Origin of the sequence: Nocardia sp. NPDC050713 (assembly GCF_040654315.1) — a bacterium.
Classification (GTDB): Bacteria; Actinomycetota; Actinomycetes; order Mycobacteriales; family Mycobacteriaceae; genus Nocardia.
Genome location: NZ_JBFAHS010000010.1, coordinates 217883 through 242398, shown reverse-complemented (window position 1 = coordinate 242398; position 24516 = coordinate 217883). Strand labels below are relative to the sequence as shown.

21 protein-coding genes are annotated in these 24516 nt (G+C 70.9%); 9 read left to right on the top strand and 12 right to left on the bottom strand.

From position 1 onward, the window contains the following. Positions 1 to 68: 68 nt before the first annotated feature. From AB0H49_RS20175 to AB0H49_RS20160, 4 genes are read right to left on the bottom strand one after another with little or no spacing between them, the layout of a single operon-like run. Positions 69 to 956: a hypothetical protein gene (locus AB0H49_RS20175; RefSeq protein WP_357253434.1), complete on the bottom strand. Its 888-nt coding sequence runs from the start codon at positions 954 to 956 to the stop codon at positions 69 to 71. Continuing rightward, on the bottom strand, positions 946 to 2976 hold the full coding sequence (locus AB0H49_RS20170) for a protein kinase (protein WP_357253432.1): 2031 nt from the start codon (positions 2974 to 2976) through the stop codon (positions 946 to 948). The genes AB0H49_RS20175 and AB0H49_RS20170 overlap by 11 nt, the downstream gene beginning before the upstream one ends. A 51-nt stretch (positions 2977 to 3027) precedes the next feature. Beyond that, on the bottom strand, positions 3028 to 3717 hold the full coding sequence (locus AB0H49_RS20165; protein ID WP_354999214.1) for a response regulator transcription factor: 690 nt from the start codon (positions 3715 to 3717) through the stop codon (positions 3028 to 3030). Further along, positions 3714 to 5120 carry a histidine kinase gene (locus tag AB0H49_RS20160; protein WP_357253429.1) on the bottom strand — a complete coding sequence of 469 codons (1407 nt, stop codon included), beginning with the start codon at positions 5118 to 5120 and terminating at the stop codon, positions 3714 to 3716. Before AB0H49_RS20160 ends, AB0H49_RS20165 begins: the two co-directional genes overlap by 4 nt. A 191-nt stretch (positions 5121 to 5311) precedes the next feature. On the opposite strand from AB0H49_RS20160, the gene AB0H49_RS20155 reads away from it, so the two are divergent. From AB0H49_RS20155 to AB0H49_RS20145, 3 genes are read left to right on the top strand one after another with little or no spacing between them, the layout of a single operon-like run. Next, positions 5312 to 5632 carry a hypothetical protein gene (locus AB0H49_RS20155; protein WP_357253427.1) on the top strand — a complete coding sequence of 107 codons (321 nt, stop codon included), beginning with the start codon at positions 5312 to 5314 and terminating at the stop codon, positions 5630 to 5632. 34 nt (positions 5633 to 5666) lie between these two features. Continuing rightward, positions 5667 to 6416, top strand: coding sequence for an ABC transporter ATP-binding protein (locus tag AB0H49_RS20150; RefSeq protein ID WP_357253425.1), 750 nt, complete (start codon positions 5667 to 5669; stop codon positions 6414 to 6416). Next, the gene (locus tag AB0H49_RS20145; protein WP_357253423.1) at positions 6413 to 8905 is read left to right on the top strand and encodes an FtsX-like permease family protein; all 2493 of its coding nucleotides are present in this window, start codon (positions 6413 to 6415) and stop codon (positions 8903 to 8905) included. The genes AB0H49_RS20150 and AB0H49_RS20145 overlap by 4 nt, the downstream gene beginning before the upstream one ends. Positions 8906 to 8922: 17 nt before the next feature. Here the strand turns inward: AB0H49_RS20145 and AB0H49_RS20140 are convergent, their stop codons facing one another. Beyond that, positions 8923 to 11661 (bottom strand): protein kinase, encoded by a 2739-nt coding sequence (locus AB0H49_RS20140; protein ID WP_357253421.1) that lies wholly within the window; start codon positions 11659 to 11661, stop codon positions 8923 to 8925. A gap of 247 nt (positions 11662 to 11908) precedes the next feature. On the opposite strand from AB0H49_RS20140, the gene AB0H49_RS20135 reads away from it, so the two are divergent. After that, positions 11909 to 12805, top strand: coding sequence for a hypothetical protein (locus tag AB0H49_RS20135; RefSeq protein WP_354999208.1), 897 nt, complete (start codon positions 11909 to 11911; stop codon positions 12803 to 12805). Here AB0H49_RS20135 and AB0H49_RS20130 read toward each other — a convergent pair whose 3' ends face one another. Next, positions 12806 to 13471, bottom strand: a complete 666-nt coding sequence (locus tag AB0H49_RS20130) for a response regulator transcription factor (protein WP_354999207.1) — start codon at positions 13469 to 13471, stop codon at positions 12806 to 12808. It abuts the gene before it with no gap. Between the two features lie 90 nt (positions 13472 to 13561). After that, complete coding sequence (locus AB0H49_RS20125) at positions 13562 to 14749, bottom strand: histidine kinase (RefSeq protein WP_354999833.1); 1188 nt, start codon at positions 14747 to 14749, stop codon at positions 13562 to 13564. A gap of 202 nt (positions 14750 to 14951) precedes the next feature. Between AB0H49_RS20125 and AB0H49_RS20120 the strand changes: the two genes are divergently transcribed. From AB0H49_RS20120 to AB0H49_RS20105, 4 genes are all read left to right on the top strand, one after another. Further along, positions 14952 to 15821 carry a hypothetical protein gene (locus AB0H49_RS20120; RefSeq protein ID WP_357253419.1) on the top strand — a complete coding sequence of 290 codons (870 nt, stop codon included), beginning with the start codon at positions 14952 to 14954 and terminating at the stop codon, positions 15819 to 15821. Continuing rightward, positions 15818 to 17230, top strand: coding sequence for an alpha/beta-hydrolase family protein (locus tag AB0H49_RS20115; RefSeq protein WP_357253417.1), 1413 nt, complete (start codon positions 15818 to 15820; stop codon positions 17228 to 17230). The genes AB0H49_RS20120 and AB0H49_RS20115 overlap by 4 nt, the downstream gene beginning before the upstream one ends. Before the next feature lie 369 nt (positions 17231 to 17599). Then, on the top strand, positions 17600 to 18046 hold the full coding sequence (locus AB0H49_RS20110; RefSeq protein ID WP_357253415.1) for an SRPBCC domain-containing protein: 447 nt from the start codon (positions 17600 to 17602) through the stop codon (positions 18044 to 18046). 91 nt (positions 18047 to 18137) lie between these two features. After that, positions 18138 to 19382, top strand: a complete 1245-nt coding sequence (locus tag AB0H49_RS20105; protein WP_357253413.1) for an SGNH/GDSL hydrolase family protein — start codon at positions 18138 to 18140, stop codon at positions 19380 to 19382. A 70-nt stretch (positions 19383 to 19452) separates the two neighbouring features. Here the strand turns inward: AB0H49_RS20105 and gatA are convergent, their stop codons facing one another. Further along, positions 19453 to 20925, bottom strand: coding sequence for an Asp-tRNA(Asn)/Glu-tRNA(Gln) amidotransferase subunit GatA (gene gatA / locus AB0H49_RS20100; RefSeq protein ID WP_357253411.1), 1473 nt, complete (start codon positions 20923 to 20925; stop codon positions 19453 to 19455). Beyond that, complete coding sequence (gene gatC, locus AB0H49_RS20095) at positions 20922 to 21221, bottom strand: Asp-tRNA(Asn)/Glu-tRNA(Gln) amidotransferase subunit GatC (protein WP_354999200.1); 300 nt, start codon at positions 21219 to 21221, stop codon at positions 20922 to 20924. The genes gatA and gatC overlap by 4 nt, the downstream gene beginning before the upstream one ends. Before the next feature lie 364 nt (positions 21222 to 21585). On the opposite strand from gatC, the gene AB0H49_RS20090 reads away from it, so the two are divergent. Further along, entirely contained in the window at positions 21586 to 22236 is a 651-nt protein-coding gene (locus AB0H49_RS20090) for an amino acid-binding protein (protein ID WP_067781705.1), read from the top strand. A 59-nt stretch (positions 22237 to 22295) separates the two neighbouring features. Here the strand turns inward: AB0H49_RS20090 and AB0H49_RS20085 are convergent, their stop codons facing one another. The 3 genes from AB0H49_RS20085 to AB0H49_RS20075 are packed head-to-tail and all read right to left on the bottom strand — an operon-like array spanning position 22296 to position 24451. Beyond that, positions 22296 to 22805 carry a GNAT family N-acetyltransferase gene (locus AB0H49_RS20085; RefSeq protein ID WP_357253409.1) on the bottom strand — a complete coding sequence of 170 codons (510 nt, stop codon included), beginning with the start codon at positions 22803 to 22805 and terminating at the stop codon, positions 22296 to 22298. Between the two features lie 46 nt (positions 22806 to 22851). Next, positions 22852 to 23196: a hypothetical protein gene (locus AB0H49_RS20080; protein ID WP_354999198.1), complete on the bottom strand. Its 345-nt coding sequence runs from the start codon at positions 23194 to 23196 to the stop codon at positions 22852 to 22854. A 28-nt stretch (positions 23197 to 23224) separates the two neighbouring features. Further along, the gene (locus AB0H49_RS20075) at positions 23225 to 24451 is read right to left on the bottom strand and encodes an ATP-binding protein (protein ID WP_357253406.1); all 1227 of its coding nucleotides are present in this window, start codon (positions 24449 to 24451) and stop codon (positions 23225 to 23227) included. Positions 24452 to 24516 lie beyond the last annotated feature (65 nt).

The following is a 24516-nucleotide window of genomic DNA, read 5'->3' as shown; positions in this document are numbered from 1 at the left end:
AGGCCTGGCAGCCCCGCCCCCGTGAACCCTGGGTTACGTCCCGCTCAGCGCCGCATTCGTCGCTCGGGTCACGACCGGCACTTGCCCCCGGTCAGTTCGTCGAGGTGTTCGGAGACGAGCGTGGCCATCTTGTCGAGCACACTCATTCCGTCCGAGAACGCGCCCGAATCGGGCTGGGCGGCAAAGGCGATCGCGACTTTTCCGGTCGGGACGTCGATGATGCCGAACTGACGGACCAGGTAGTCGCCGGAGGCGTCCGGTCCCCAGCCGCCCTTGAACTCCGCGCTGCGGAAGGCGCCGAGGCCCCAGCGGTGGTTCGGGACGATCTCGGCCATCAGTTCCAGCACCGTCTCCGATTCCGGCAGGCACGGCAGCCGCGAGGCGAACCGCGCCTGCTCGGCCAGCGACCATTCCGCCTGGCCGAACGCCGAGTGCTCGGCGCGGCTGCGCGTCGCGGGCACCGCGGTCTTGCTGTCGCCGCCCTCGCGCAGCACCGCCTCGATGGCCTTGGCCGCCTCCTGCGGGCTGCCGAGCCCCTGCCAGAGCGTATCGGCGGCGGCGTTGTCGGAGGAGGTGATCGCGGCCGTCATCGAGTAGGTCGAGACGGACGGATTGCGGCGCTGCGCGGCGATGACCAGCGGCACCTTCATGGTCGACCAGGCGGGCCCGGTGGTCCAATCGCCGAAGGTCAGCATTCGGTCGCTGCCGCCCACCGGCATGATCGCCATGCCGAAACTGCCGCGCACGCCGGCGCGCAACTCCTGGAAGCCGGCCGCCAGCGTGCCGGGCAGCGTGAATTCCAGATTCATCTGATCGCTGCGCGATGCCGCCTCGGTGATGGTCGTCGCCTCGGCGGCGTCGCCACTGGGATCGGCGCCGCACGAAGTCAGCAACGCCAGAGCGAGCGTGCAGGCACCCAGCGCCTTACCGAGGCGCCCGATTCGATCAGTAAACATAAACCACCGCGTTCTCACCGCCGGTACAGACCACGAGCTGGCCTTCGGCTGCGCAATTCATCGTGTAGGTCCGGCCGGTGACCGGGCTCGTGGCCACCACCGACCGGGATCCGCCCGCGCTTCCCGCCGCGGAGTAGGCCCTCCGCACTTCCTCGGCGAACGGGCAACTGGTGACCGCGTTGCCGATCGCGGCCCTGGCGAAGGCTCCGGACGGTTGCGCGGCGCCGCAGGGCGTCGCACCGTCGGGTAGCCGGACCGGGGTCGCGGACGTCGAGGTCGGGGCGGTCTTGGGGGCGGCGGGGGTCGCGGCCGCGCTGGGCGCGCGCGCCGAGGTCAAGGACACGCCGGTCCTGCCTTCGGCGGCGTTGTCGATGCCGGAATCGCGCGAGCCGATCGCCTGCCAGGCGACCGCGCCCGAGACCGTCACCACCACGATCACCAGCACCGCGAACAGCAAAGGCAGCACGACCGACCGGCGCGGCTCCCGCGGCGCGTAGGGATCGGCCCCGCCGTAGCGCCCGTCATAGGCGTCGGCGCCGTACCCGTGCGGCGGATACGGTTCGCCCTGCGCGACGTGGTCGGCGTAGGTCGGCTGCGGGAGCGGTTGCGCACCGTGCCGCGGCTGAGGCGGCGGGGCGAACGGCGATTCGGGGTAGCGCTGGGTTTCCGGCGCGGATTGCTGCGCTTCGGGCGTCGGTGGGAAGGGGTATCGCCGGGTTTCGGGTGCGGCTTGCTCCGGCACCGGATAGTGCTGGGTCTCCGGCGCGGATTGCCGCTCCTCCGGCGCCGGGTAGCGCTGGGTCTCCGGCGCGGTGTGCTGCGGCGCCGGAGACGGCTGCTCCGCGTATTGCGGCTGGTTGAACTGGGTTTCGGCGTACTGGCTCGCGCCGTACTGCGGTTCGGCGTACCGCTGGGATTCCGGGTAGAGATGCGCGTCGGGAAACGGGCGCACCTGCGGCAGCGGTCCGGTCGCGGGCGGCGCCTGCGGCTGCTGCGGCGGGAGCGGGGTGAACTGGAAGTCGGCCGGACGGATCTCTGTCGGCGCCGTGGGGTGGATGACCGCTGGAACCGACAGCTCCCCGGTGGATTCCGGCGGAACCGCTCCGCGCACGGTCGGATCCGACTGTCCGAACCTCGCGGGATCGGGTGCGCGCACGACGAATGTGGGGGCGGTCGCCGCGGGCGACGCCGAGCCCACCACGGCGCGGGCCGCGCGGGCCAGCTCGGCGGCGGTCGCGAAACGGTCGGCGGGGTCCTTCGCCATGCCGCGCGCGATGACGTCGTCGAGGGCGGGCGCGATACCGGGACGCGCGGCGCTCGGACGCGGCGGCGGATCGGAAAGATGGGACTTGATCAGCACACTCATGCTCGCCGCCGGGAAGGGTGTTGCCCCGGTGAGGCATTCGTGCAGCACACAGGCCAGCGAGTAGATGTCGGCGCGGCCGGTCACCGGGCCGACGTCGAAACGCTCCGGCGCCATGTAGATGTAGGAGCCGACCGCCATGCCCACCTGGGTCACGGCCGAGTCGCCCTCGGTGTGGGCGATGCCGAAATCGACGAGGTAGGCGAAATCGGCATCGGTGACCAGGATGTTGGCGGGCTTGACGTCGCGGTGCACCAGGCCGTCGGCGTGCGCGGCGTCCAACGCGGCGGCGATCTGCTCGATGAGGAAAACGGCGCGTTCCGGGCTCATCGGCCCCTGCCCGCGCAGGATGGTGCGCAGGTCGACCCCGTTGACCAGCCGCATGTCGATGAACAGGACGCCGTCGATCACGCCCCAGTCGTGGATCGGGATGACGTGCGGCTCGGCGAGCCGGGCGGCGGCCTGCGATTCCCGGCGGAAACGCACCTGGTACACCGGGTCTTTGGCGAGTTCCTCGGACAGCAGTTTGACCGCGACGACCCGGTCCTTCACCGTGTCATAGGCCTCGTAGACCTCGCCCATTCCCCCCTTGCCCAGCAGCGAGCGCAACTCGTACGGCCCGAACCGACTGCCGACCCGCCATCCAGGTCCGTCCACCCCGTGCAACCTCCACATCCCGGGCGGCGACCCACTGCTCCGGGTTGCCCGTCAAAGAGTGGATTCTCCGGGTGAGACCACCCCGTGGTCAAACGCAAAGACGATCGCGGCGGCTCGATCTCGCAGGTCCAACTTGCCGAATATGTGTCCGACATGGCTTTTCACGGTGACTTCCGAGATGCCCAGCTGCCTGGCGATTTCCGCGTTCGCGCGCCCGCGGCCGATCAATTCGAGAACTTCGTACTCGCGCGCGGTCAAATCCGCTAGTCTGCTGTCGCCGCGAGCGGATACCGGACGGACGGTTCGATAGGCCGAGAGCACCCGGCCGGTCACCGAAGGGTCCAGCCACGCTCCGCCCGCGGCCACCATCCGGACCGCGCGAATCAGATCCTCGGCGGGCGAATCCTTGAGGATGAAGCCCGCGGCTCCCGCGCGCAGCGCGCCGGACAACAGCTGGTCGTCGTCGAACGTGGTGAGCACCAGCACCGGCGGCGCGCCGTCGGTGGCGCGCAGCAGGCGGGTGGCGTCGATGCCGTCGACGCGTTTCATGCGCAAATCCATCAGCACCACATCGGGCTTGTCGGCGGCCACCGCGGCGGGCACCTCGTCACCGTCGGCGCATTCGGTCACCAGGAAACCGTCGCGGCGGCGCAGGATCCGGCGCAGGCCGCCGCGCACCAGTTCCTGATCGTCGACGACGAGGACGGCGATGGCGTCCGCGGCTGGGGCGGCGGCCGTCACGCGCCCTCCCGCATGGTGCGCCACGCCGGAGCGCCGAGGGCGGGCGGCTGCTCGCGCGGTGTCGTGCCCTCGCGCACCGCGCTCGCGGCGTCGAGGAACAGACCGGGCAGCGGACAGTGCAGCCACGCCTTGGACGCGACGAGCGGGAACTCGGCCCGCACCGACCAGCCGTCCTCGGCGGGCCCCGCGGTCAGCCGTCCGCCGAGCAGTTCGGCGCGCTGCCACATGCCGGTCAGGCCCATGCCGTGGCCGCGCTGCGCGGGCAGTCCGCCGGGCAGCGTGTTGACCACCGTCAGCGCCGCCGCGGCGTCGTCCACCGTGAGCAGGACGGTCGCCGTCGCACCTGGCGCGTGCTTGACGACGTTGGCCAGCGACTCCTGGCCGATGCGGTAGAGCGCGAGACCTACCGCCGCCGTCACCGGGGACAGGTCGTCGGTGCACCGATAGCGCACGTCGAGTCCGGCGCGGACGAAATCGCCGACCAAATCCTCGATATCGCCGACGCTCGGTTCCGGAACCAGCTTGGAGGGTCGTTTGTCGAGTAGTCCCACGGTGCGCCGGATATCGGCCATCGCCTGGCGGCCGAGGCGTTCGGCGTCGACCAGCGCCTCCACCGCCTCGTCCACGTCGCGATCGGTCTCCAGCGCGTGCCTGGCCGCGGTGAGGTGCAGCAGCGTGATGCTCAGCGAATGCGCGATCACGTCGTGCACTTCGCGGGCGATCCTGCGCCGTTCTTCCTCGGCCGCCTGAGCCGCGCGCATGTCCTGATAGTGCCGTTCCCGGTAGAGGAAGCGCCGTTGGTACTGGAGCATCAGCCCGCACATGAAGCCGAGCAGGATGCCCATGCCGTACATCGGCAGGCCCGAGAAACGTTCGGTGTCGGCGCTCCACATCACGTTGCCCGCGATGTCGAAGACCACCAGCTCGGCGACCGCCCCCACCGCCACCGCGGCGCCGACCCGCACCGACGCGAGCGCCGCGACCTCGCCGACGACGATGACCAGGACGAACGGCGCGAAATCGGCGGCGACCGGTTGCACCAGGAACAGCGCCGCCGCCCCCATCCCACACAGTCCGAGAGTGCCCGGATTCGGCACCACGCCGAACAGGCAGAACGCCGGAACCGAGATGAACAGCAACAGCATGGCGAGCAGCGGCACCGCGGTCGGGAAATAGGCGTGCCGCTGCACGGTGGCGGCGACGCCGATCACGAAGGTCGCGATGTCGGCGATGACGATCACCTTCGGCGGATAGTCGAACGGCAACTCCGTCAGACTTCGCCGGAAAGTGCCGATCGGATCGCGCGCGAACTCGGCGAGCCGATCTCGCACCCGCCCGCGCTCCCGGAACGGAACCGCCTGTTCGGCGCCCGCGGGCGGAGGGATGGCCTGCGTCACATCCATCTTGTCAGGCTAGTCGGCCGACGTGCGCCGACGCATCGTGCCGGGAACGGTCGGCGCCTCCTACCACGGTAGGAGATCGATTCGCGTCCTCGGCACGACGACACCCGGACGTCCCAGCCGTAGCGTTGGCTGCAATCTCGTCGTGCGGCCCGACCGGCGGCGCGGCGGACGCTTCACGAAAGGCCGATGTCATGTCCTGGGAAGAACAACACGCTCGGACCGAAATCGTGCACACCGTGCTCGCCCGCGCCGCGGTCGATCCGGAAAGTCCCGACCTGTTCTCGGGGATACCGGAGCTGGATCGGCTGTTCGGCGGCCCGGAGGGGGTGCTGCTCGCGCTGAGTTACCGGTGGCGATTGCACTTGGACGTCAAAATGGAGCAGGCCCTGACGCAGGGGCAATCCGCCGTCGAGGCCTATCTCGAGCTCGCCGCGGAGCAGCCAACGCTGCGCGCGGTGCTCGATTGCCAGTATCGTCGCCGCCACCTGGCCGTCGAAGCACTGGCGCGATAGCACCTGAGAAACGAAAGCGATTGGGGGAAGCACTATGTCGGACCCGGCAATGCTGGAACTGTCGGACATCGTCAAGCAGTACCGGGTCGGCGAGCAGACCGTCCGCGCGCTGGACGGCGTCAGTCTGCGCATCGAGGGGGGCGAATTCACGTCCATCATCGGTCCGTCCGGCTCCGGCAAGAGCACGCTGCTGCATCTGCTCGGCGCGCTGGACAGTCCGGACGCGGGGTCGATCCGCTTCCAGGGCGAGGAGATCGGTGCGCTGAAGGAGGAGCAGCAGTCCGAATTCCGCCGCCACCGAGTCGGTTTCATCTTCCAGTTCTTCAACCTGCTGCCCACGCTGACCGCGTGGGAGAACGTCGCGATCCCGAAGTTGCTGGACGGCAAGGGATTACGCAAGGCCAAGCCGCAAGCCCTGGAACTGCTCGACCGCGTGGGACTCGGCGATCGGGCCGCGCATCGCCCGGCCGAGCTGTCCGGCGGCCAGATGCAGCGGGTGGCGGTGGCCAGGGCGTTGATCATGAATCCGCCGCTGATCCTGGCCGACGAGCCGACCGGCAACCTGGACTCCAAGACCGGCGCGTCGATCCTGGAACTGCTCGGTGACATCGCGCGCAACGGCAATTCGGTCGTGATGGTGACCCACGACATGGGCGCGGTGGAGTACTGCGACCGGGTGATCACGTTGCGCGACGGCAAGATCGGCTCCAACGACCGGGTCGAGCGCGCGGGCGCGGGGCGCGACGAGGACGCGGCGCTCGACGAGGGTTCGGTGCGCGCATGATCCGGGCCGGATGGGATCGGTTGCGGCTGTTCAACTTCGGCGAGCTGCTCGCACACCGTGGCCGGACGGTCATGTCCATGACCGTGATGGCGGTGTCGGCCGCGCTGCTCGTCGCGGTGCTGAGCATCTCCGGTTCGGTCACCGGATCGGTGGATCGGCTCACCAAAGCGCTCGGCGGCAAAGCGGCACTGGAGATCACCGGCATCACCGACGCGGGTTTCGACCAGCAACTGCTGCCGCGCATCGCCGCGACGCCGGGAGTCGACCAGGCGGTGCCGATGCTGCGCGCCCAGCTCGGCTCGGGCGAGGATCGCGCGCTGCTGCTCGGTGCGGACGCGAACATCACCGCGCTCGACAGCGAACTCGCCGGACCGATGGGCGAGCACACGACCAAGCTGATCACCACGCCGCGCGGCGTCCTGGTCGGCGCCGCGATGGGCTATGCCGAAGGCGACGAGTTCCCGCTCGGTATAGGCACGGTCACCGTGGCGGGCGTACTGGATGCCGAGACCTCGGACAAGCTCAACGGCGGCCACATCGTCGCCGCGCCACTGGGTTTGGCGCAGTTTCTGACCGACCGCGTCGGCAAGCTGGACTCGGTGCAGATCATCGCCGACGACGGCGCCGACATCGGCGAGCTGCGCGCCGCGCTGACCGCGGTGGTGGACGGACGCGCCGTCGTCGCCGATCCAGATCTGCGCACGGCGCAGGCGGGCGGGGCGATCCAGATTGTCCGCTACTCGACGCTGATGTCCTCGGCGGCGGCGCTGATCGTCTCGGCGTTCCTCATCTACAACGCGATGAGCATGGCGGTCGCCCAGCGCAGGCCGACGCTCTCACTGCTGCGCGCCATCGGCGGCAAACGCGGCCCGATGGTGCGCGACCTGCTCGCCGAGGCCGCGCTGCTCGGCCTGCTCGGCACCATGATCGGCGCGATCCTCGGAATCTTCATGGGCCGCACCGCGATCGACCGGCTACCAGCGGCGATGGTGCAATCGGTCGAGGCGCGCACCGAGTACATGGTGCCGGGCCACGCCATTCCGGCCGCGGTGGCGGCGTGTGTGCTGGCGAGCGTCACCGCCGCGGCGCTCGCCGCGCGGCAGGTCTACAAAGTGCAGCCGATCGAGGCGCTTGCCCCGGTCGGTGTCGGGCAGACCGACACCGTTCGGCCGGTAGTGCGTTGGGGCGCAGCGGTATTCGGCGTCGGTCTCGCCGTGGCCGCCGTCCTCGTCGCCAAGGCCGACCTCGGCAGGCTCTCGCTCGCCTCCATCTCGCTGTCGTTCACGGCGACGTTGCTCGTCTGCTTCGCGGCCACCGGACCGATCGTGCGCACCGCGGCATCGATCGCCCGCCGCTTCGGCGCGCCCGGCGCACTGGGCTCCACCACCCTGGAACGCGCCCCGCGCCGGGTGTGGGCGACGGCTATGACGGTGATGATCGGCGTGTCCGCGACCGTCGCGATGGGCGGCGCCTCCGCGAACATGGTGGACTCGGCCACCGCCACGTTCGAAGACCTCGGCACGGCCGACGTCTACGTCAGTCCCACGGCGATGGAGCAGTTCCCGACCGGGCCCCTGCTGCCCGACGATTTGAAGGACATCGTCGCGAAGGTCCCCGGTGTCGAGGAGGTCAACCCGGCGCAGATGGCCTTCGCCACCCTGGGGACCGGGCGGGTCATGCTGCAGGGATATCCGACCGCGCTGGGCGATATCCGGTCCAACGCCGTCGATCGAAGCCTGTTGCCGCGCATGACCTCCGGCGAGGGTGTGGTGATCTCCCGCGATGTGGCCCGATCGCTCGGGGTGAGCGCGGGCGCGGAGCTGACCCTGCAAACCCCGACCGGTCCGCACCGGGTGGAAGTGCTGCAGATCATCCCGTACGTCTCGGCGATCTCGGGCATCGTGATGATGGACGTGGAATACCTGCGGCAGTGGTACCAACGCCCCGGCGAGACCATCCTGTCCGTCGAGGTCGCGCCAGGCGCGGACCAGGCCGCGGTGCAGGCCGCTATCCGCGCCGCCGTGCCGGAGCAGTTCCACGTCAGCTCGGGGCAGGACGCCGTCACCGCGATCTCGTCGAGCATGCGGCAGGGCTCGGTGATGAGCAGGGCGATCTTGTGGATCGTGGTGCTCGTCGCGACCATCGCGCTGCTGAACACCCTGATGCTCTCGGTGCTCGAACGCCGCCGCGAACTCGGCGTGCTGCGCGCCATGGGCACCAGCCGCAAGTTCCTGCTGCGGTCGGTGCTCGCCGAAGCGGCGGGCATCGGATTGGTCGGCGCCGCGATAGGTCTCGTGGTCGGCGCGGCGATCCAGTATCTGGCCACCGTCGCCATCGGTCACGCCATGACCATCGACATCGTCTACGAGCCGAGCCCGATGCTGTTGGTCTACGGCACCGCCGCGCTGGCGTTGGCACTGCTCGGGTCGATTCCGCCCGCGTTGCGCGCGGCGCGGATGCCGATCGTGGAGGCGCTGGCGGTCGACTGAGCGGCCGCGACAGCGGCTCACAGCGGCGCGGTCGTCCACCAATCCGCGAGCTCGTCCTCGGCGGGCGGCAGGGGAGCCTGTGCGTCGCGGGCGGGGCCGCGGTGGCTCGCGTACACGAGGTAGTTCGCGTGGGTGGTCTCGCCGGGGAAGCTCACCACGAGTTTCGCCGTGTAGTAATGCGACGGCACCGGGCCCGGCGGATCCGCGCGGATCCAAAGATGTCGGGTGAACGGCACTCCCGACTTGCGACCCGGTGTCGCGGCATTGGTGGGCAGCGTGTCCACCACCGACCGCGCCGCCGCGGCGGACTGGTATTCCAGGACGGTGTAGCTCATGCCGAACGGGTTGTCGACGTCGCGACGACACTCCCAGGCGAGGATCCACGGGCTCGACGTGAGCGCTTCCTCGTCGATGTTCAAACGGTCGCCCCGCTTCTCGGCGTAGCAGGTCGCGTCCTCGTACCCCTCGCCGATGGTCCCCGGCTCCTGCGGCAGCAATGTCGGGAACGCCCGCCTGCTCGCCGCCAGCGGATCCGGCGCGGGGGCGGGGGAAGCCGCCTTCGGGAGAGCGGTCGCCGGAGCGGCCGCAGTGTCGCCTCCCGAATCCGACCGGGACGCCAGCACGACGACCAAGCCGACCGCCAGCGCCACGACCACCACCGAGCCCAGCGCCAGCGCACCGAACAGTCCGGCGAGACTGCGGCGCGGGGGTACCGGTTGGGGTCCAAGGGGATTCGGGCTGTGCGGTGGATATCCAGGAGGTGGGCCGGACGGACTGTTGATCGGCCCCGACATCGGCGGCGCACCCGGAGGTGGACCGGCGAGTGGTTGCGCGGCTACCGGGTCTTGTCGCCGCGCCGCGCCGCCATTCCCGTCGGGTGTTCCGCCACCGGGCGCGGGTGCTGCCCCGTGGACGAATTGAGCGCTTGCCGCAGCGGACGATTCGACCGCGGCCGTGCCGTCTTCCGAATCCGGTGCCGGGTTTCCGGTTGGGCCTGTCGCAGCTGGAGGCGCACCATCCCGGTCTGGTGCAGCGCGCTGAGCCGAAGATTCCTGTCCGCGTGGCGGCAGCGCTCCTTTGTCTTCGGCCGCAGCATTCTCCGCGTCTCGGTCGATTTCCGAGAGCATCGCGGCACCACTGTCACTTGCCGACGGCGACTCGTCGCCGCGTCTCGCACCAGCAGTCGAATCAGACTCTGCCGCCGCACTTTCCGGTTCGACCTGACCGGCCGGATCGGCCGAGGAGGGCTGTGCGGACATGAGCGACGGTTCGACCGGTTGCGACGCAGGGGAAGCGGGCTGGACCGAAGACGGCGGAGACGCGTTCGGCGACAGCGGTGTCGGCGCGGGTTGCGAAGAGACCGGTGCGCTCGGCGCGGGATGCACCCCCGGCGGATGCGGCATCGGCTGAGGACCGCCGGGTGGAGACATGCCCGGCGGCGGCACCGGGGCAGCTTGGGGTGGTAGCTCGGCGGGCGGGGCTGCCGACGGCGGCACATTCGGCGACACCGGGACCGCTCCAGGCGATTGCACGGCAGTCGAGCCTTCTGGTTGCGGCACATTCGGCGACACCGGGGCAGCTTGGGGTGGTAGCTCGGCGGGCGGGGCTGCTGGCTGCGGCACCGGAACCGCCCCGGGCGGGGCTACGCGCTGCGGCGCATTCGGCGGCGCTGGTACCACCTGAGGCGGTGGCGCGGCAGCCGGGAGCACGGGGTGGTGCGGCATCGGTGGCGGAGGGGGCTGCGGCGAAGGCGGAGATGCGGGCCGCGGTGGGGATTGCCTCGGAACCGGTTGCGGCGGAATGGGTTGCGGCGGCATCGGCCGCATCGGCGCGGGCGGCATGGGCTGCGGGTAGCCGGGTGGTGCGGGGTACGGCTGGGGCGCGTAGGTGGGCGGCGGGAGGACGGGGAGCGGCGGCGGGCCCACCGCGGTCAGCGCCTTGCGGGCGGCGTCGGCGAACTCGGTACAGGAGCGGTAGCGGTGTTCCGGGCGTTTCGCCATGCCCGCGGCGAGCACCGCGTCCAGCGCGGGGTTCAGGTTCGGTCGGCGCAGGCGGACCGAGGGCAGCGGCATCTGGAGGTGGCCGTGGATGATGTCGGCGGGGTTGGCGGAGTCGAACGGCCCGACCCCGGCGAGCAGCCAGTACAGCGCGCAGGCCAGCGAGTACTGGTCGGAACGGTTGCCCAGCGGCGCGCCGGTCATCTGTTCCGGCGAGGCGTAGGCCAGTGTGGCGGTGAACATGCCGGTCTGGGTCAGGTGGGTGGAGTCCTCGCGCAGGCGAGCGATGCCGAAGTCGGCCAGGAAGACCCGCTCGCCCTGTCCGCCGCTGGACCTGGCGAGCATGATGTTGGCGGGCTTGACATCCCGGTGCAGCACTCCCATGCCGTGCGCGTAATCCAGTGCGTCCGCGACGCCTTCGATGATCTGCACGGCCCGCTCCGGCGGCAGCGTCATCGGGTTCACCGCCGCCGCGTCGACGCCGTCGACGTACTGCATGGAGATCCACAGCTGACCGTCCTCGGAGCCGCGATCGTAGACCGCCACGATGCTCGGGTGATCCAGCTGCGCGGCCAGGTCGGCCTCGCGCTCGAAGCGGGCCCGCACCTCGTTGTCCAGGAACAGATCGCGGTTCAGCAGCTTGAGCGCGGTGAGCCGGGACAGCCGGGGATGCCGGGCCAGGTAGACCGAGCCCATACCGCCCTGCCCGAGCAGCCGTTCCACGGTGAACCCCGCGAACACCTCACCGCTAGTGAGCAAGGCGACCCCCTTCCGGTCCAGGACAGCCAGCGTAATGGAACCCGGACGGACCCCCGAGATCCACGCGGTTTCGAATTCTGCGCCGTCATCGGCAAAACTAGGTACAGCACATCATCATCGCGTCACTTCCCACGAGCGAGCACGGTGGTGGGTTCTCGGCCGGTGAATCACCCGGACGGGTTGGACGGGTAGATGGCACCGCCGAGGGTCGCGCGGCATGCGCGGGGCGGTGGGGAGGTTGACGGTGGTGAAGTCGGCTCGAATCGCTTCCGCGTGTCGTCCGGTGCTGCGCGGGACCGTCGCGGCGACGATGCTGGCCATGGTCTCGTGCGGCCTGATGCCCGAGCGGGTGGAGAAACCCGCCGCGGCGACAGTGTCAGCGCAGACGGTGGGTACCTGGAAGGCGGGGCGCACGGTGAGCCTGCCGGATTCGCTCGCGGCCGATTTCACCCAGTTGCAGCCCGGCCTGCACGGACAGGTCGGACTGGCGATCATGCCGGTCGGCGGCCGCCGGATCACCGTCTTCGGGGACTGGACCACCGGCATCGCGTGGTCCACCATCAAGGTTCCGCTGGCCATCGCCGCGCTGCGCCACGACCCGGAGGGCGCCATACACGACGCGGAAGCTGCCATCACCGTCTCCGACAACGCCGCGGCCGGCGCGCTGTGGAATTCGCTGGGCGACGGGCTGGAGGCGGCGCAGGCCGTGCAGCAAGTGCTCGACGAGGCGGGCGACGCGGTCACCGGTGTGGCGGGCCCGCGCACCCGGCTGGACTACGAGGCGTTCGGCGCGACCGAGTGGACGCTGACCGATCAGGTCCGCTTCGCCTCGCGTCTGCCGTGCCTGCCGCAGACCGAGACGGTGACCCGGCTGATGGGCGAGATCACCCCCGACCAGGGTTGGGGTCTCGGAATACTGGAGGGCGCCGAGTTCAAGGGCGGCTGGGGCCCGGACGACGAGACCGGCGTCTACACGGCGCGCCAATTCGGTCTGCTGCCGTCCCGCTCCGGTTTGGTCGCGGTCGCCCTTGCGGCACAGGCGGATTCGGGAACTTTCGCGGACGCGACCGCGCTGCTGGACAGCTTGGCCGCGCTGCTCGGCCGCCATGTCGACGAGCTGCGCGGCGGCAAGTGCCCGGCCTGATCAGCCGGGCGTGACCAGCCCGGATTCGTAGGCGAGCACGACGGCCTGCGCGCGGTCGCGCAGGTTCAGCTTCGAGAAGACCTTGGAGACATGAGTTTTCACGGTCTGCTCGGCCACGAACAGCGCCTCGGCGATCTCGGTGTTGGACATGCCCTTCGCGATCAACTCCAGCACCTCCCGCTCCCGCGGGGTGAGGGCGGCCAGCTGCGGTGCGGGTTTCACCCGCGCGGCGGCTCGGCGGCTGGTGACATCCGCGATGAGCCTGCGGGTGACGGTCGGCGCGAGCAGTGCCTGCCCCTCGGCGACCACCCGCACCGCGCGCACCAACTCCTCGGCGGGCGCGTCCTTGAGCAGGAATCCGCTGGCGCCGAGGCTGAGCGCCTCGTACACGTAGTCGTCGATGTCGAAGGTGGTCAGCATCAGCACCCGCACGGGCGGGTCGAAGCCCGCCGCGAGGATCGCGCGCGCCGCGTCCAAGCCGTTCATCTCGGGCATGCGCACGTCCATCAGCACGACGTCCGGGCGCAGCCGCTTGGCCTCGGCCACCGCGACCTTGCCGTCGGGGGCGTCGCCGACGACGCTGATGTCCGGTTGGGCGGCGAGCAGCGCGCCGAACCCCTGGCGCACCATCGCCTGGTCGTCGGCGATCAAAACCGTTATTGCCACGCGCTCACCCTAATTGCCACACCCGCGGCCGTCCGATCGCGGCGGAGGTACGCCGCATCGCGCATGGCCGGAGCGAAGGCGGAGATACGCCTACTGCACCGTCGGCGTCGCGACCGGCACCGCGGCGGGCGTCGCGAGTACCGCTCCCAACGGGAGCCGGGCCTGCACCTCGAACCCGCCGTCGTCGCTGGGACCGGCCGTCACCTCGCCGCCCGCGGCCAACGCCCTGGCCCGCATCCCCGCGATGCCGTGCCCGCCGTTGCCGACCGGCCGCGCGGGCGCGGCGCCCGGCCCGTTGACCACCCGCAGGTGCAGCTCCAACCCGCAGACGATCGCCACCCGCACCGGCGCACCGGGCGCGTGCCGTGACGCGTTCGACAGCGACTCCTGCGCGATCCGGTACAGCGCGAGCCCGGTGGTCTCGGGGACCGAGCGCAGGTCGCCCTCGATGGTCCAGTCGATCGGGACGCCCGCCCGCCGGGCGCCGTCGAACAGCGTGAGCACGTCCTCGGCCTTCGGCTGGGGCGCGTGTTCGGGCAGCTGACCGTCGCTGCGCAGGACGCCGAGCATGCCGCGGATCTCGTTGAGCGCCTCGCGAGCGGTGGCGCCGATCGATTCGAACTCGGCGCGTGCGGCCGGTGTCACGCCCTCGACGCGGTAGGGCGCGGTCTGCGCCTGCACCACGACCAGGGACATGTGGTGGGCCACGACGTCGTGCAGGTCGCGGGCGATGCGCGCCTTCTCCTCGAGAATGGCGCGACGGGCCCGTTCGAGCTCGTTCTCCTCCTCTTGGCGCACCAGTTCCCGGCGCGAGAGCACCAGCCACCGGACCAGCAGGGCGAACAGCACCACCGCCGCCAGCGCGATGGGCCAGCCCCATGCCGCGTTGGCGAACGCCTCGCCCTCACCGGGCATGGTTGTGCCGAACAGCAGCGAGGTCGCTCCCCACGCGATGGCCACGGTCTGCACGGGTGCGCGCAAGCCGACCGCGAACAGCAGCGCGATCAGCGCGATCACCTGCACTACCTGGAACGGCAGATCGTTGTTCGGCTGGTGCGGGATGGCCAGCGCGATGAGCAGCGCCGAGCCCGCGGAGATGGCCCAGCCCAGCGCCGGATTGACCCGCACGAGCAGGATCGGGAACGCGGCGAACGCGGCGATGAACGGCTGTGCCCCCGGGGAAACGGCGTGCGTCACGTGCAGCGTCGGCCACGCGACCGAGTAGAGGATGAGCGCGGTGAGCACGACGGACGCGTCGAACCAGCCGCGCGCGTCCATCCGCTTCGCCAGGTCACGGGTCTTCTCCTTCATAGCTACGACCCTAGGAACCCCGGCCCGGCCCGTGCCTCATACCCACGGGTGAATTCCCACCCCGTACCCCGGGGTGAGCCGACCCGGCCGATCCCCCGGCAGCACGGCGGCGCAAACCCCACCTCGGCGGGAGGCCGGTGAGCGTGTGCCGTTCTTAGCGTCGAGGCCCATGAGGACCGAGACCATCGCCGCCACCGACCGCCACCCGACCGCACCCCTGGGGTTGCGCCGGGTCGCGGCGCTGACGGCCGCGGCGCTGACCACGATGTCGGCCACCGTCGCCATGGCCCCCGCCGCCCAGGCGGCCACCGTCGGGCCGCCCGTCGTCGAGAACGTCGCGGCCGCCACCGCGGTCGCCGTGTTGACCGCACATGAGACCGCCTCTGCCGCAAGCATTCCCGACGATTTCATCACCGTGCTCGGTTATCGACCGGTCCCGGTGCACGGCCTGCTGACCAACCCCGGCGGCGACTGCTCCTCCCCCGTCCCGCTGCCCGCCGAATTCGAGACCGCCTGCAAGGCCCACGATCTCGGCTACGACCTGCTGCGCTATGCGGATCGGCGCGGCGAACCGCTTGGCCCGTGGGCGCGCCAGGCCGTGGACGCGGCCCTGGACCGCCGGATGCGGGAAGCGTGCGACGCGCGCACCGAGTCGTGGGGCCGTGCCAGGTGCTACACGATGGCCGATATCGCCGACACCGTGGTCGATTTGAACTCACGCCGCCAGCACTACGGCGCTCCGGTCGTCGAGACGATGCTCGGCGCGGGCGTCACGGCGTCCGGATGGAGTGGTTGGCTGGTCGGTCTCGCCGGACTCGGCGCGCTCGGACTCGGCACGCTGCTCGCGCTCGTCCTCGGTGCGCTTCGTCGCGCGTCCGGCGATCGGTCCGCGGGTGCCGGGTCCATCTCCAGCGGCGTCGCAAACGCATCGGCGACCCGAAATGCTTGCACACCAAGCACTTCGAGTCGCGATCTGACGACGCTGGCCAGTTCGGCGCCCATCTGGCACAACGCTTTCACCGCGGGAGTTTCGGCATGACCACGACGACGCAGCGACTCTCCGAAAGCCCTCGCCCCGTCCCCACGACACCGCTCCCGAAGCGCCGGAGCCGGGCAGCCATCGCCGCGCCGCGCATCGGGACGACACTGGCAGTCGGTGCGGGAACACTTCTCTCGCTCGCGCCGGGTCTGCTGCCCCGTACGCCCGGTGCGCAAGCCGTGCTCACCGCCCTGCTGATCTGCGGTGCGCTCGGGTTCGCCGGTGCGCTGCGATTCTCGCTCGGCCGCTGGGACTTCGACGTCGACCGACGCTTCGCTCGCTACCGCCTGCCGCTGCTGGGAGTGGTCGGCTTGGCCGTGACGATCACCGCTTGGCGCGCCGGGCACTGGCAGAACGATCTGCGTGCCGCCATGGGGACCCCGCCGATCGGCCCCGGCTACTGGCTGCACTGCGCGCTGGCCACCGCGCTGCTCACCGGCGTCGTCGTCGGGATCACCAAGGCGCTCGGCTGGGCGCTGCGCACACTCGGCCTGCTCCGCGGTCTGGTGTTGGGAGTGGTCACCGCGGCGGTGGGCTACCTGGTGCTGACGCCCGCGGTGGTGGGATGGCGGCAGCAGGTGTACGCGGCGGCCAACGTCGCGATGGATCCCGCTCTGACGCAACCCGTTTCGCACACCAGATCGGGCAGCGCCGGGTCGGCGGTCAGCTGGCCTTCGCTGGGAGCTCAGGGGCGCAAGTTCGTCAGCGGAACGCCGGAGGGGCCGGTGCGGGTGTACGTCGGCGTGGATTCCGCGCCGGATCTCGATTCCCGAGTGGCACTGGCCATCCGGGAGTTGGAGCGCTCGGGCGGGCTGTACCGGTCGAATATCGTGGTCGCCTTGCCGACTGGGTCCGGCTGGATCGACGCCAACGCGGTGACCGGATTCGCCGAACGCTTCGGCGGTGACGTGGCGGTGGTCGGTCTCCAGTACTCCTACGCGCCGAGCTGGGTGACATTCGTCTTCGGCCGCGCCGACGCGGTGCGGGCCGCCCGCGCCCTCTTCGACGCCGTGGAGCAACGCCTGAGCGCCATGGCCGAGCCGCCGCGGCTGTTCGTCTACGGCCAGAGCCTCGGCGCGCTCGGCGGCAGCGCGATCTTCGCCGACGACGCCGAGCAGGACCGCCGCACCTGCGCCGCGCTCTGGGCCGGTCCGCCCGCGGGCGGCGTGCACCGCGCGGGCGCGACCGTGCTGGCCAACAGCTCCGATCCGGTCGTGCACTGGTCGCCCGCCCTACTGTGGCGCGCGCCCGATCTGGCCGGCGTGCGCGTGGACGCCCCCGTCCCGCGCTGGCTGCCGGTGGTGAGCTTCCTACAGACCACCGCGGACCTGCTCGCCGCATTGGACGCGCCGCCAGGCCACGGCCATCGCTACGGCACCGACCAGGGCACAGCGCTGGGCTCGTGTTGAGTCCGCCGCGCGGCGCCGGGCTCGTGTTGAGTTCGCCGCGCGGCGCCGGGCTCCAGTTGAGAGCGCCGGTCAGCACCGGGCACCCGCCGAGCCCGCCGGTCAGCACCGGGCACCCGCCGAGCCCGCCGGTCAGCACCGGGCACCCGCCGAGCCCGCCGGTCAGCACCGGGCACCCGCCAAGTCCGCCCCGGGCTCGTGTTCAGCCTGCCGCTCGGCCCCGGGCTCCAGTTGAGGATGCCGCCCAGCACCGGGCTCTCGCCGACGCACCGGCCAGCGCCGGAACCCCGCTGAGCTCGCTCATCGGCGCGGGATTTACGCTGAGCGAGCCGTTCATTGACGCGACAGTAGAACTTGTTCTAATTTGCTCCCATGGGCTTTGTCATCGACGTGGCCGTGTACATCGACGCACCGGCCGACCTGGTGTGGCAAGTGATCACGGACCTCCCCCGCTACGGCGAGTGGAATCCCTTCGTCACCGAATGCGAGAGCACGCTCACGCCCGGCGACCCGATCGACATGCTCGTGCAAGTCTACGGCTCCAGCCCGCGGCGGCAGCGCGAATGGATTCGCAGCCACACCCCGGGTCGTGAGCTCAGCTACTCGATGAAGCCGGTGCCGCTCGGCGCGCTGCACAGCCTGCGCTCGCACACCGTCACCGCGGTGAGTCCCGAACGCACGCGCTACGAATCGCATTTCGAGCTCGGCGGCTGGTTCCACCCCGTGGTGGCCGCGGCGCTCGGCGCGAACCTGCGCCGCGGCTTCGAAGGCATGACCGCGGGGGTCCAGCGCCGCGCCGAGCTGTTGCGCACCACCTGAATCCGGGCCGGGAATCGACCCGGCGCTTTCGTGGTTGTGCCGTCCTGTTCGGCGCTTCGCCGAGTTCGACCACGAGAGAACGGATTCCGTCGTGCGCACCGTCCGTGCCCTGCTAGCCCTGCTGCTGATCCTGCTACCGTTCACCGCCGCGGGCGCGGCGGCCCGTCCAGCGGATCCGCCGGGCTGGACCACGGCGTGGGCGACCTCACCGCACCCGCCGAGTCGCGCGTTCGTCGCCAACTGGGCCCAGCAAGGCTTCGCGAATCAGACTCTGCGCCAAGTGGTCCGGGTCAGCGAGGGCGGACTCACCACCCGCGTCCGGCTGACCAACCGCTACGGCGCCGCCCCGCTGACGATCACCGGCGCGACCATCGCGCGCACCGCGGGCGCGGGCGCGATCAGGCCCGAGACGCTGTCGCCGCTGACCGCCGGGCTGTCACCCACCTTCGAGATCGCGCCGGGCGCCGACCTCGTCACCGATCCGGTCGCGTTGCCGCTCAACGCTTTCGACTCGATCACCATCACGCTGTACTTCGCCGCGCCGACCGGCCCCGCCACGCAACACGCGCAGGCCGTCGCCACCACTTACCGCGCCGTGGGCGATCACCGCGCCGACCCGACCGCCGCCGCGTTCACCGAGACCACCCCGACCTGGTACTACCTGGCGGGCGTCGAGGTGGCCGATCTCCTGCCGAACCCGCCCGCCATCGTGGCCTTCGGCGACTCCATCACCGACGGCGTCGGCTCGACCACCGACGCGGACAACCGCTTCCCCGACGAGCTCGCCGAACGCCTCGCCGCGGCTGGCGCCCCGCGCGCGGTGCTGAACCAGGGCATCGGCGGCAACCGGGTGACGGTCGACTCCGACTGGCTCGGCGAGAGCGCGCTGCACCGCTTCCAGCGCGACGTCCTCGACCAGCCTGGAGTCGGCACGGTGATCATCCTGGAGGGCGCCAACGACATCGGTCTCAGCGCGGGCGCGCCCAACCTCGGCGAACCGCCGGTGCCGGTCTCCGCGGACCAGCTGATCGCCGCGCACCGCGAGCTGATCGCCCGGGCCAGGGCCGCCGGACTTCGCGTCATCGGCGCGACCATCCTGCCCTTCGGCGATTCGCCGTACGATTCGCCGGAGGCCGAGGCCAAGCGCTTGGCCGTCAACGAGTGGATCCGCACCTCCGGCGAGTACGACGCGGTCGTCGACACCGCCGCCGTGCTCGCCGATCCGGCGGACCCGAGCCGGTTGAACCCGGCATTCGACAGCGGAGATCGCTTGCACCCCAACGACGCGGGCTTCCGCGCGATGGCGCAAGCCGTGGATCTCGCCGATCTGCGCTGAGGACAACCCACCGAAAACGCCGAGCGGGCCGGGGCATCACGCCCCGGCCCGCTCGCCGTTGTCCGGTCCGTCAGGCGACGGGTCCGCGGGCGGTCTCGTAGGCCGCGCCCACCCGGTACAGGCGGTCGTCGGCCAGCGCGGGCGCCATGATCTGCAAGCCGACCGGCATGCCGTCGTCCTTGCTCAGCCCCGAGGGCACCGACATGGCCGGGTGGCCCGCCAGGTTGGTCGGCAGCGTGCACAAATCCGACAGGTACATGGCCAGCGGATCGTCGACCTTCTCGCCCAGCTTCCACGGGGTGAACGGGCTGGTCGGCGAGACGAGCACGTCGACCTTCTCGTAGGCGGCGTCGAAATCGCGCGCGATCAGGGTGCGGACCTTGAGCGCCTGACCGTAGTACTCGTCGTAGTAACCCGCCGAGAGCGCGTAGGTGCCGATCATGATGCGGCGCTTGACCTCGGGGCCGAAGCCCGCGGCGCGGGTCATCGCCATGACCTGCTCGGCGCTGTGCGTGCCGTCGTCGCCGACGCGCAGGCCGTAGCGCATGGCGTCGAAGCGCGCCAGGTTCGACGACACCTCCGAGGGCATCACCAGGTAGTAGGACGGCAAGCCGTACTCGAAGTGCGGACACGACACCTCGACGACCTCGGCGCCCAGCTCCTTCAGCACGCCGACCGCGGCGTCGAAGGAGGCGAGCACGCCCGGCTGGTAGCTGTCGGAGTGCAGCTCCTTGACCACGCCGATCTTCACCCCGCGCAGATCGCCCTCGGCGCCCGCGCGCGCGGCGGCCACCACCGGCGGCACCGGCACGTCGCGGGAGGTGGAGTCGCGCGGGTCGTAACCGGCGATCACCTCGTGCAGCAGCGCGGTGTCGAGCACCGTGCGGCCGCAGGGGCCGCCCTGATCCAGCGAGGACGCGCAGGCGACGAGGCCGAAGCGGGAGACCGTGCCGTAGGTCGGCTTGGTGCCGACGGTCGCGGTCACCGCCGCGGGCTGCCGGATCGAGCCGCCGGTGTCGGTGCCGATGGCCAGCGGCGCCTGGTACGAGGCCAGCGCGGCCGCCGAGCCGCCGCCGGAGCCGCCCGGGATGCGGGTGGTGTCCCACGGGTTGCGGGTCGGGCCGTAGGCGGAGTTCTCGGTGGACGAGCCCATGGCGAACTCGTCCATGTTGGTCTTACCGAGGATCGGGATGCCTGCCGCGCGCAGCTTGCTGGTCAGCGTCGCGTCGTATGGCGACATCCAGCCCTCGAGGATCTTCGAGGCGCAGGTGGTCGGCATGTCCGTCGTGGTGAAGACGTCCTTGAGCGCCAACGGAACTCCGGCCAGCGGCGAGGCGGGCGCGTGCCCGTCGGCCAGCGCCGCGTCCACCGCGTCCGCGGCGGCGAGCGCCTGCTCGCCCGCGACGTGCAGGAACGCGTTGAACTCGCCGTCCACCTCGGCGATCCGATCCAGGTGCGCCTGGGTGACCTCGGCCGAGGACACCTCGCGGGCGTGGATCTTCGCGGCCAGCTCGGCCGCGCTGAGCGTGGTCAGCTCTGTCATTCGCCCTCTCCCAGAATCTGCGGCACCATGAACCGCTGCTCCTCGACCGCCGGTGCGGCCGCCAGCGCCTCGTGCGGCGTCAGGCCGGGCACGAGTTCGTCGGGGCGCGTCACGTTGGTCACCGGATTCGGCGAGGCTGTGGCCGGGACGTCGGCGGCGGCGACCTCGGAGATGGTCCGCACGTGGCTCAGGATCGAATCCAGCTGACCGGCGAACTGATCCAGTTCGGCGTCGGTCAGCGCGAGCCGGGACAGCCGGGCGAGGTGTGCGACCTCGTCGCGGGAGATGGCGGGCACCGCGGGACCCCTTTCGGCATGGTTGTGCATGGGTGGCCGTGCACGACGACCGCGCTGGCGCTCGGCTCACATCGTGCACGGCAGATGTTAGTCCGCGACCGGGATCGCTCCGCCCACCCGGTCGCTGCCGGGGCTGCGGTGGACAGACAAACACTACGCCGCGCGACGCACCGCCCGTCCGAGAGCAAGAACCGCGACGACACACCACGGCATCTAGAGCGACACGCCGAGATGGCGCGAAATTGCCGCGTGGCGTTCGTCACTGGCAGCGCTTCGAGTCGATAACAGGCCGCAAGGGGTGTAAGTATTGCCTGACCCGGGTATCCGACCACCAGGCTCGGCCGGCCAGAGGAAAGGAACGCGCGTGTCATACCTGCTCCGCGTGCAACTTCCGGATCGCCCGGGAAGCCTCGGCGCACTCGCGCTCGCATTGGGTTCCGTCGGCGCCGACATCCTCTCGCTGGATGTGGTCGAACGAGGGGCAGGCTTCGCCGTGGACGATCTCGTCGTGGAAGTTCCACCCAACGCGCTCCCGGACACGCTCATCACCGCGGCGGAATCGATCGGCGACGTGCACGTGGACTCGATCCGCCCCTATTCGGGCGTGCTGGACACGCACCGCGAGCTCGAGCTCATCGACCAAGTGGCCAGCGCCCGCGACGACCGGCTGCAAGTGCTCGTCGACGGCGTCCCCCGGGTGCTGCGCGTCGGCTGGAGCACGGTGATCGATCTGGGCCCGCACGGCGCCTATCGGCTCGTCGGCAGCCAGAGCGCGCCGCAGACCCAGGCCGGTTCGGCGCCGTGGATGCCGCTGGAGAAGCCCGCGGTGCTCGATCCGGAGGCCGAGTGGGTGCCGCAGATCTGGCGCGACATGGACACCAAGCTGGCGGCGGCGCCGCTGGGCAACACCGGCAAGGTGCTGCTGCTCGGCAGGCCGGGCGGCCCGGACTTCCGGCCGTCGGAGGTGGCGCGGCTCGGCTACCTGGCCGGAATCGTCGCGACCGTGCTCGGCTGAACCCGAACCGCGCCGGAGGGAACTGCTCTTGGCGCGCAGTCGGATTCGCGCGAACGGTGTCAGCGTGGAGGTAGCGGTAGCCGCAGCACGGTGAGCAGCTCGCCCGCCTGCGTCGTCCAATCCCGTTCCGGCACGGCGACGAAACCGAAGCGGTCGTAGATGCGGCGGGCGTCGACCATCGCGGACATGGTGGTCAGCGCGACCGCCTCGCACTTTTGCACGCTCGCCATCTCTATCACGGTGCGCACCAACGCCGTTCCCGCACCGAGCCCGCGGGCCCGCTTGGCGACCGCGAGCATGCGGAACTCCAGTTCGCCGGGCCGCGCGATCTCCGCATAAGGGGTGCCGTAGCGGGCGACGGTGAGCGAGCCGATCAAGCGGTCGTCGTGCACGGCGACCAACACCTCCGCAGCGGCGGCGGCCCTGCGTTCGGTGTCGGCCAGCTCGGCGACGTACGGACTGCCCGGCCGGACATAGCCCTCGCCCACGTACACGTCGACGGTCAGCTCACCGACCGCGGCGTATTCCTCCGGGATCGCCGTCCGGATGACCAGCTCGCTCGCGCCCATACCGGCATCCTGCCACCGCCGCGCGCGACCTAGACATCCGACCAGTTCAGGAACCCAGGCTCGGACGGCCGCCGGGGTGCTGGATCTGCCACCGGTCCGGCTTGCCCGGCGGGTACACCACGGGGATGTAGTCGCCGATCGCGGGCCACTGGTTCACGTCCCAGGCGAAGCGTCCGTAGACCACGGTCCCCGGTACCGAGGGGCCGGTCAGGTTGCCGGTGATCGTGACGTATTGCTCGCCCACGGCGTCCGGGCGCGGGCTCACGCCGGTCACGTACAGGGTGCCGGATTCCGGTTCGGCCAGCTGGAAGCCCTTTCGCCCCCGGCGGTAGGACACCAGCAGCGCGACGAGCAGGGTGACCATGATCACCAGCATTGCGAGTTCCAGCATGGGTCCATCGTATGGGGCAACGGTGGGGTCAGAGCGCGGCCAGCTCGCTCGTCCCGCGCTCCGTGCGCCGGACCTGCCAGACCGCCGTGCGGGTGCGTTGCGAACGCCCGTTGCCCCGGTCGATCAGCGAGCGGTTGTCGGTGGTGAAAACGAGTTGGGCGCCATGGGCATTGGTCTCCGGGTTCTGGAACAGCTGGATCAGCCGGTCGGCCTGTTCGGCGGGCAGGTGCGCGCCGATGTCGTCGACCGCGAGTACCCGGCCGTTGTCGAGCGCGTCGAGCATGGTGGGCAGCAGGCGCAGCAGCGAGAGGGTCGCGGCGGATTCGTCGGTGATGTCGAACGGGGCGTCGATGCCCGCGTGCACGAGGCTCAGGCCGACCCCGCGCCGACCCACCATGCGGGTGTAGAGCGCGTCGCGGGCGGCGCGCAGGTTGGTCAGCTCCCGTTCCAGCAGCAGCGGTGTGAGCCCGGTGTCCTGTAGTAGTCGGTCGGCGTGCGCGGGCGAGGTGGCGCACAGCTCGACCTGTTTGGCGGCGCCCTCGATATCGGCGTCGAGTTCGCGCAGGTAGTCGGCGTAGAGCGGGTCGTTCTCGGCGATCAGCAGATCCGTGATGCCCAGTTCGGCGGCGCGCAGCAACAGCAGCAGTCGGGCCGCGTTGTCCGGGGAGCGAGAGATGTGGCCGCCCAACCGGTGCGCGATCTCGTTCGGCTCGGCGGCGCCGCGCTGTACCTCCAGCATCGAGGAGAACCAGCGGTAGGCGGGGACCAGCGCCTCGGCGTACATCTGCCCGGCGAGGCTGAGCAGCAACGCGTTCGGGCGCACCAGCGGCACCAGCGCGGCGATGCCGTAGCGGGCGGCCTCGAACATGGGCCCGATCTTGATCTGTTCGCCGTTGCGCTCGAATACGATTCGCTTGCGCGAGCGCGGATGGCTGTACAACCATTCGGCCGTCACCTCGGCGTTGTCCAACCGGAAGCCGTAGGTGAACGGGCAGCCCTCCGCGACGAACCCCGCGACGAACTCCGACGGCCGATCCGGAAAACCCAAGTGCGGCGCGCGAACCGGGCCCGCGTAGGGATCCCACCCCGTGACCGAGCGCAGCACCGCGTCGCGCATGTGCCCGAGCGCGTCGACCAGGCTCGTCTTCCCCGCCGCCGTCCCGCCGTGCACCGCGGTCACCGGCACCGCCACCGGCCCGCTCCCCTTGGTCAGCCGCAACTCCTGCCGTTCGGCCAGCGATCTGTGGTTGGTCACCTGAAAACTCCGCAGCATGCCGCCATACTTCCGTCCCACCCACCTCGAGGCGACACCAACCCGCG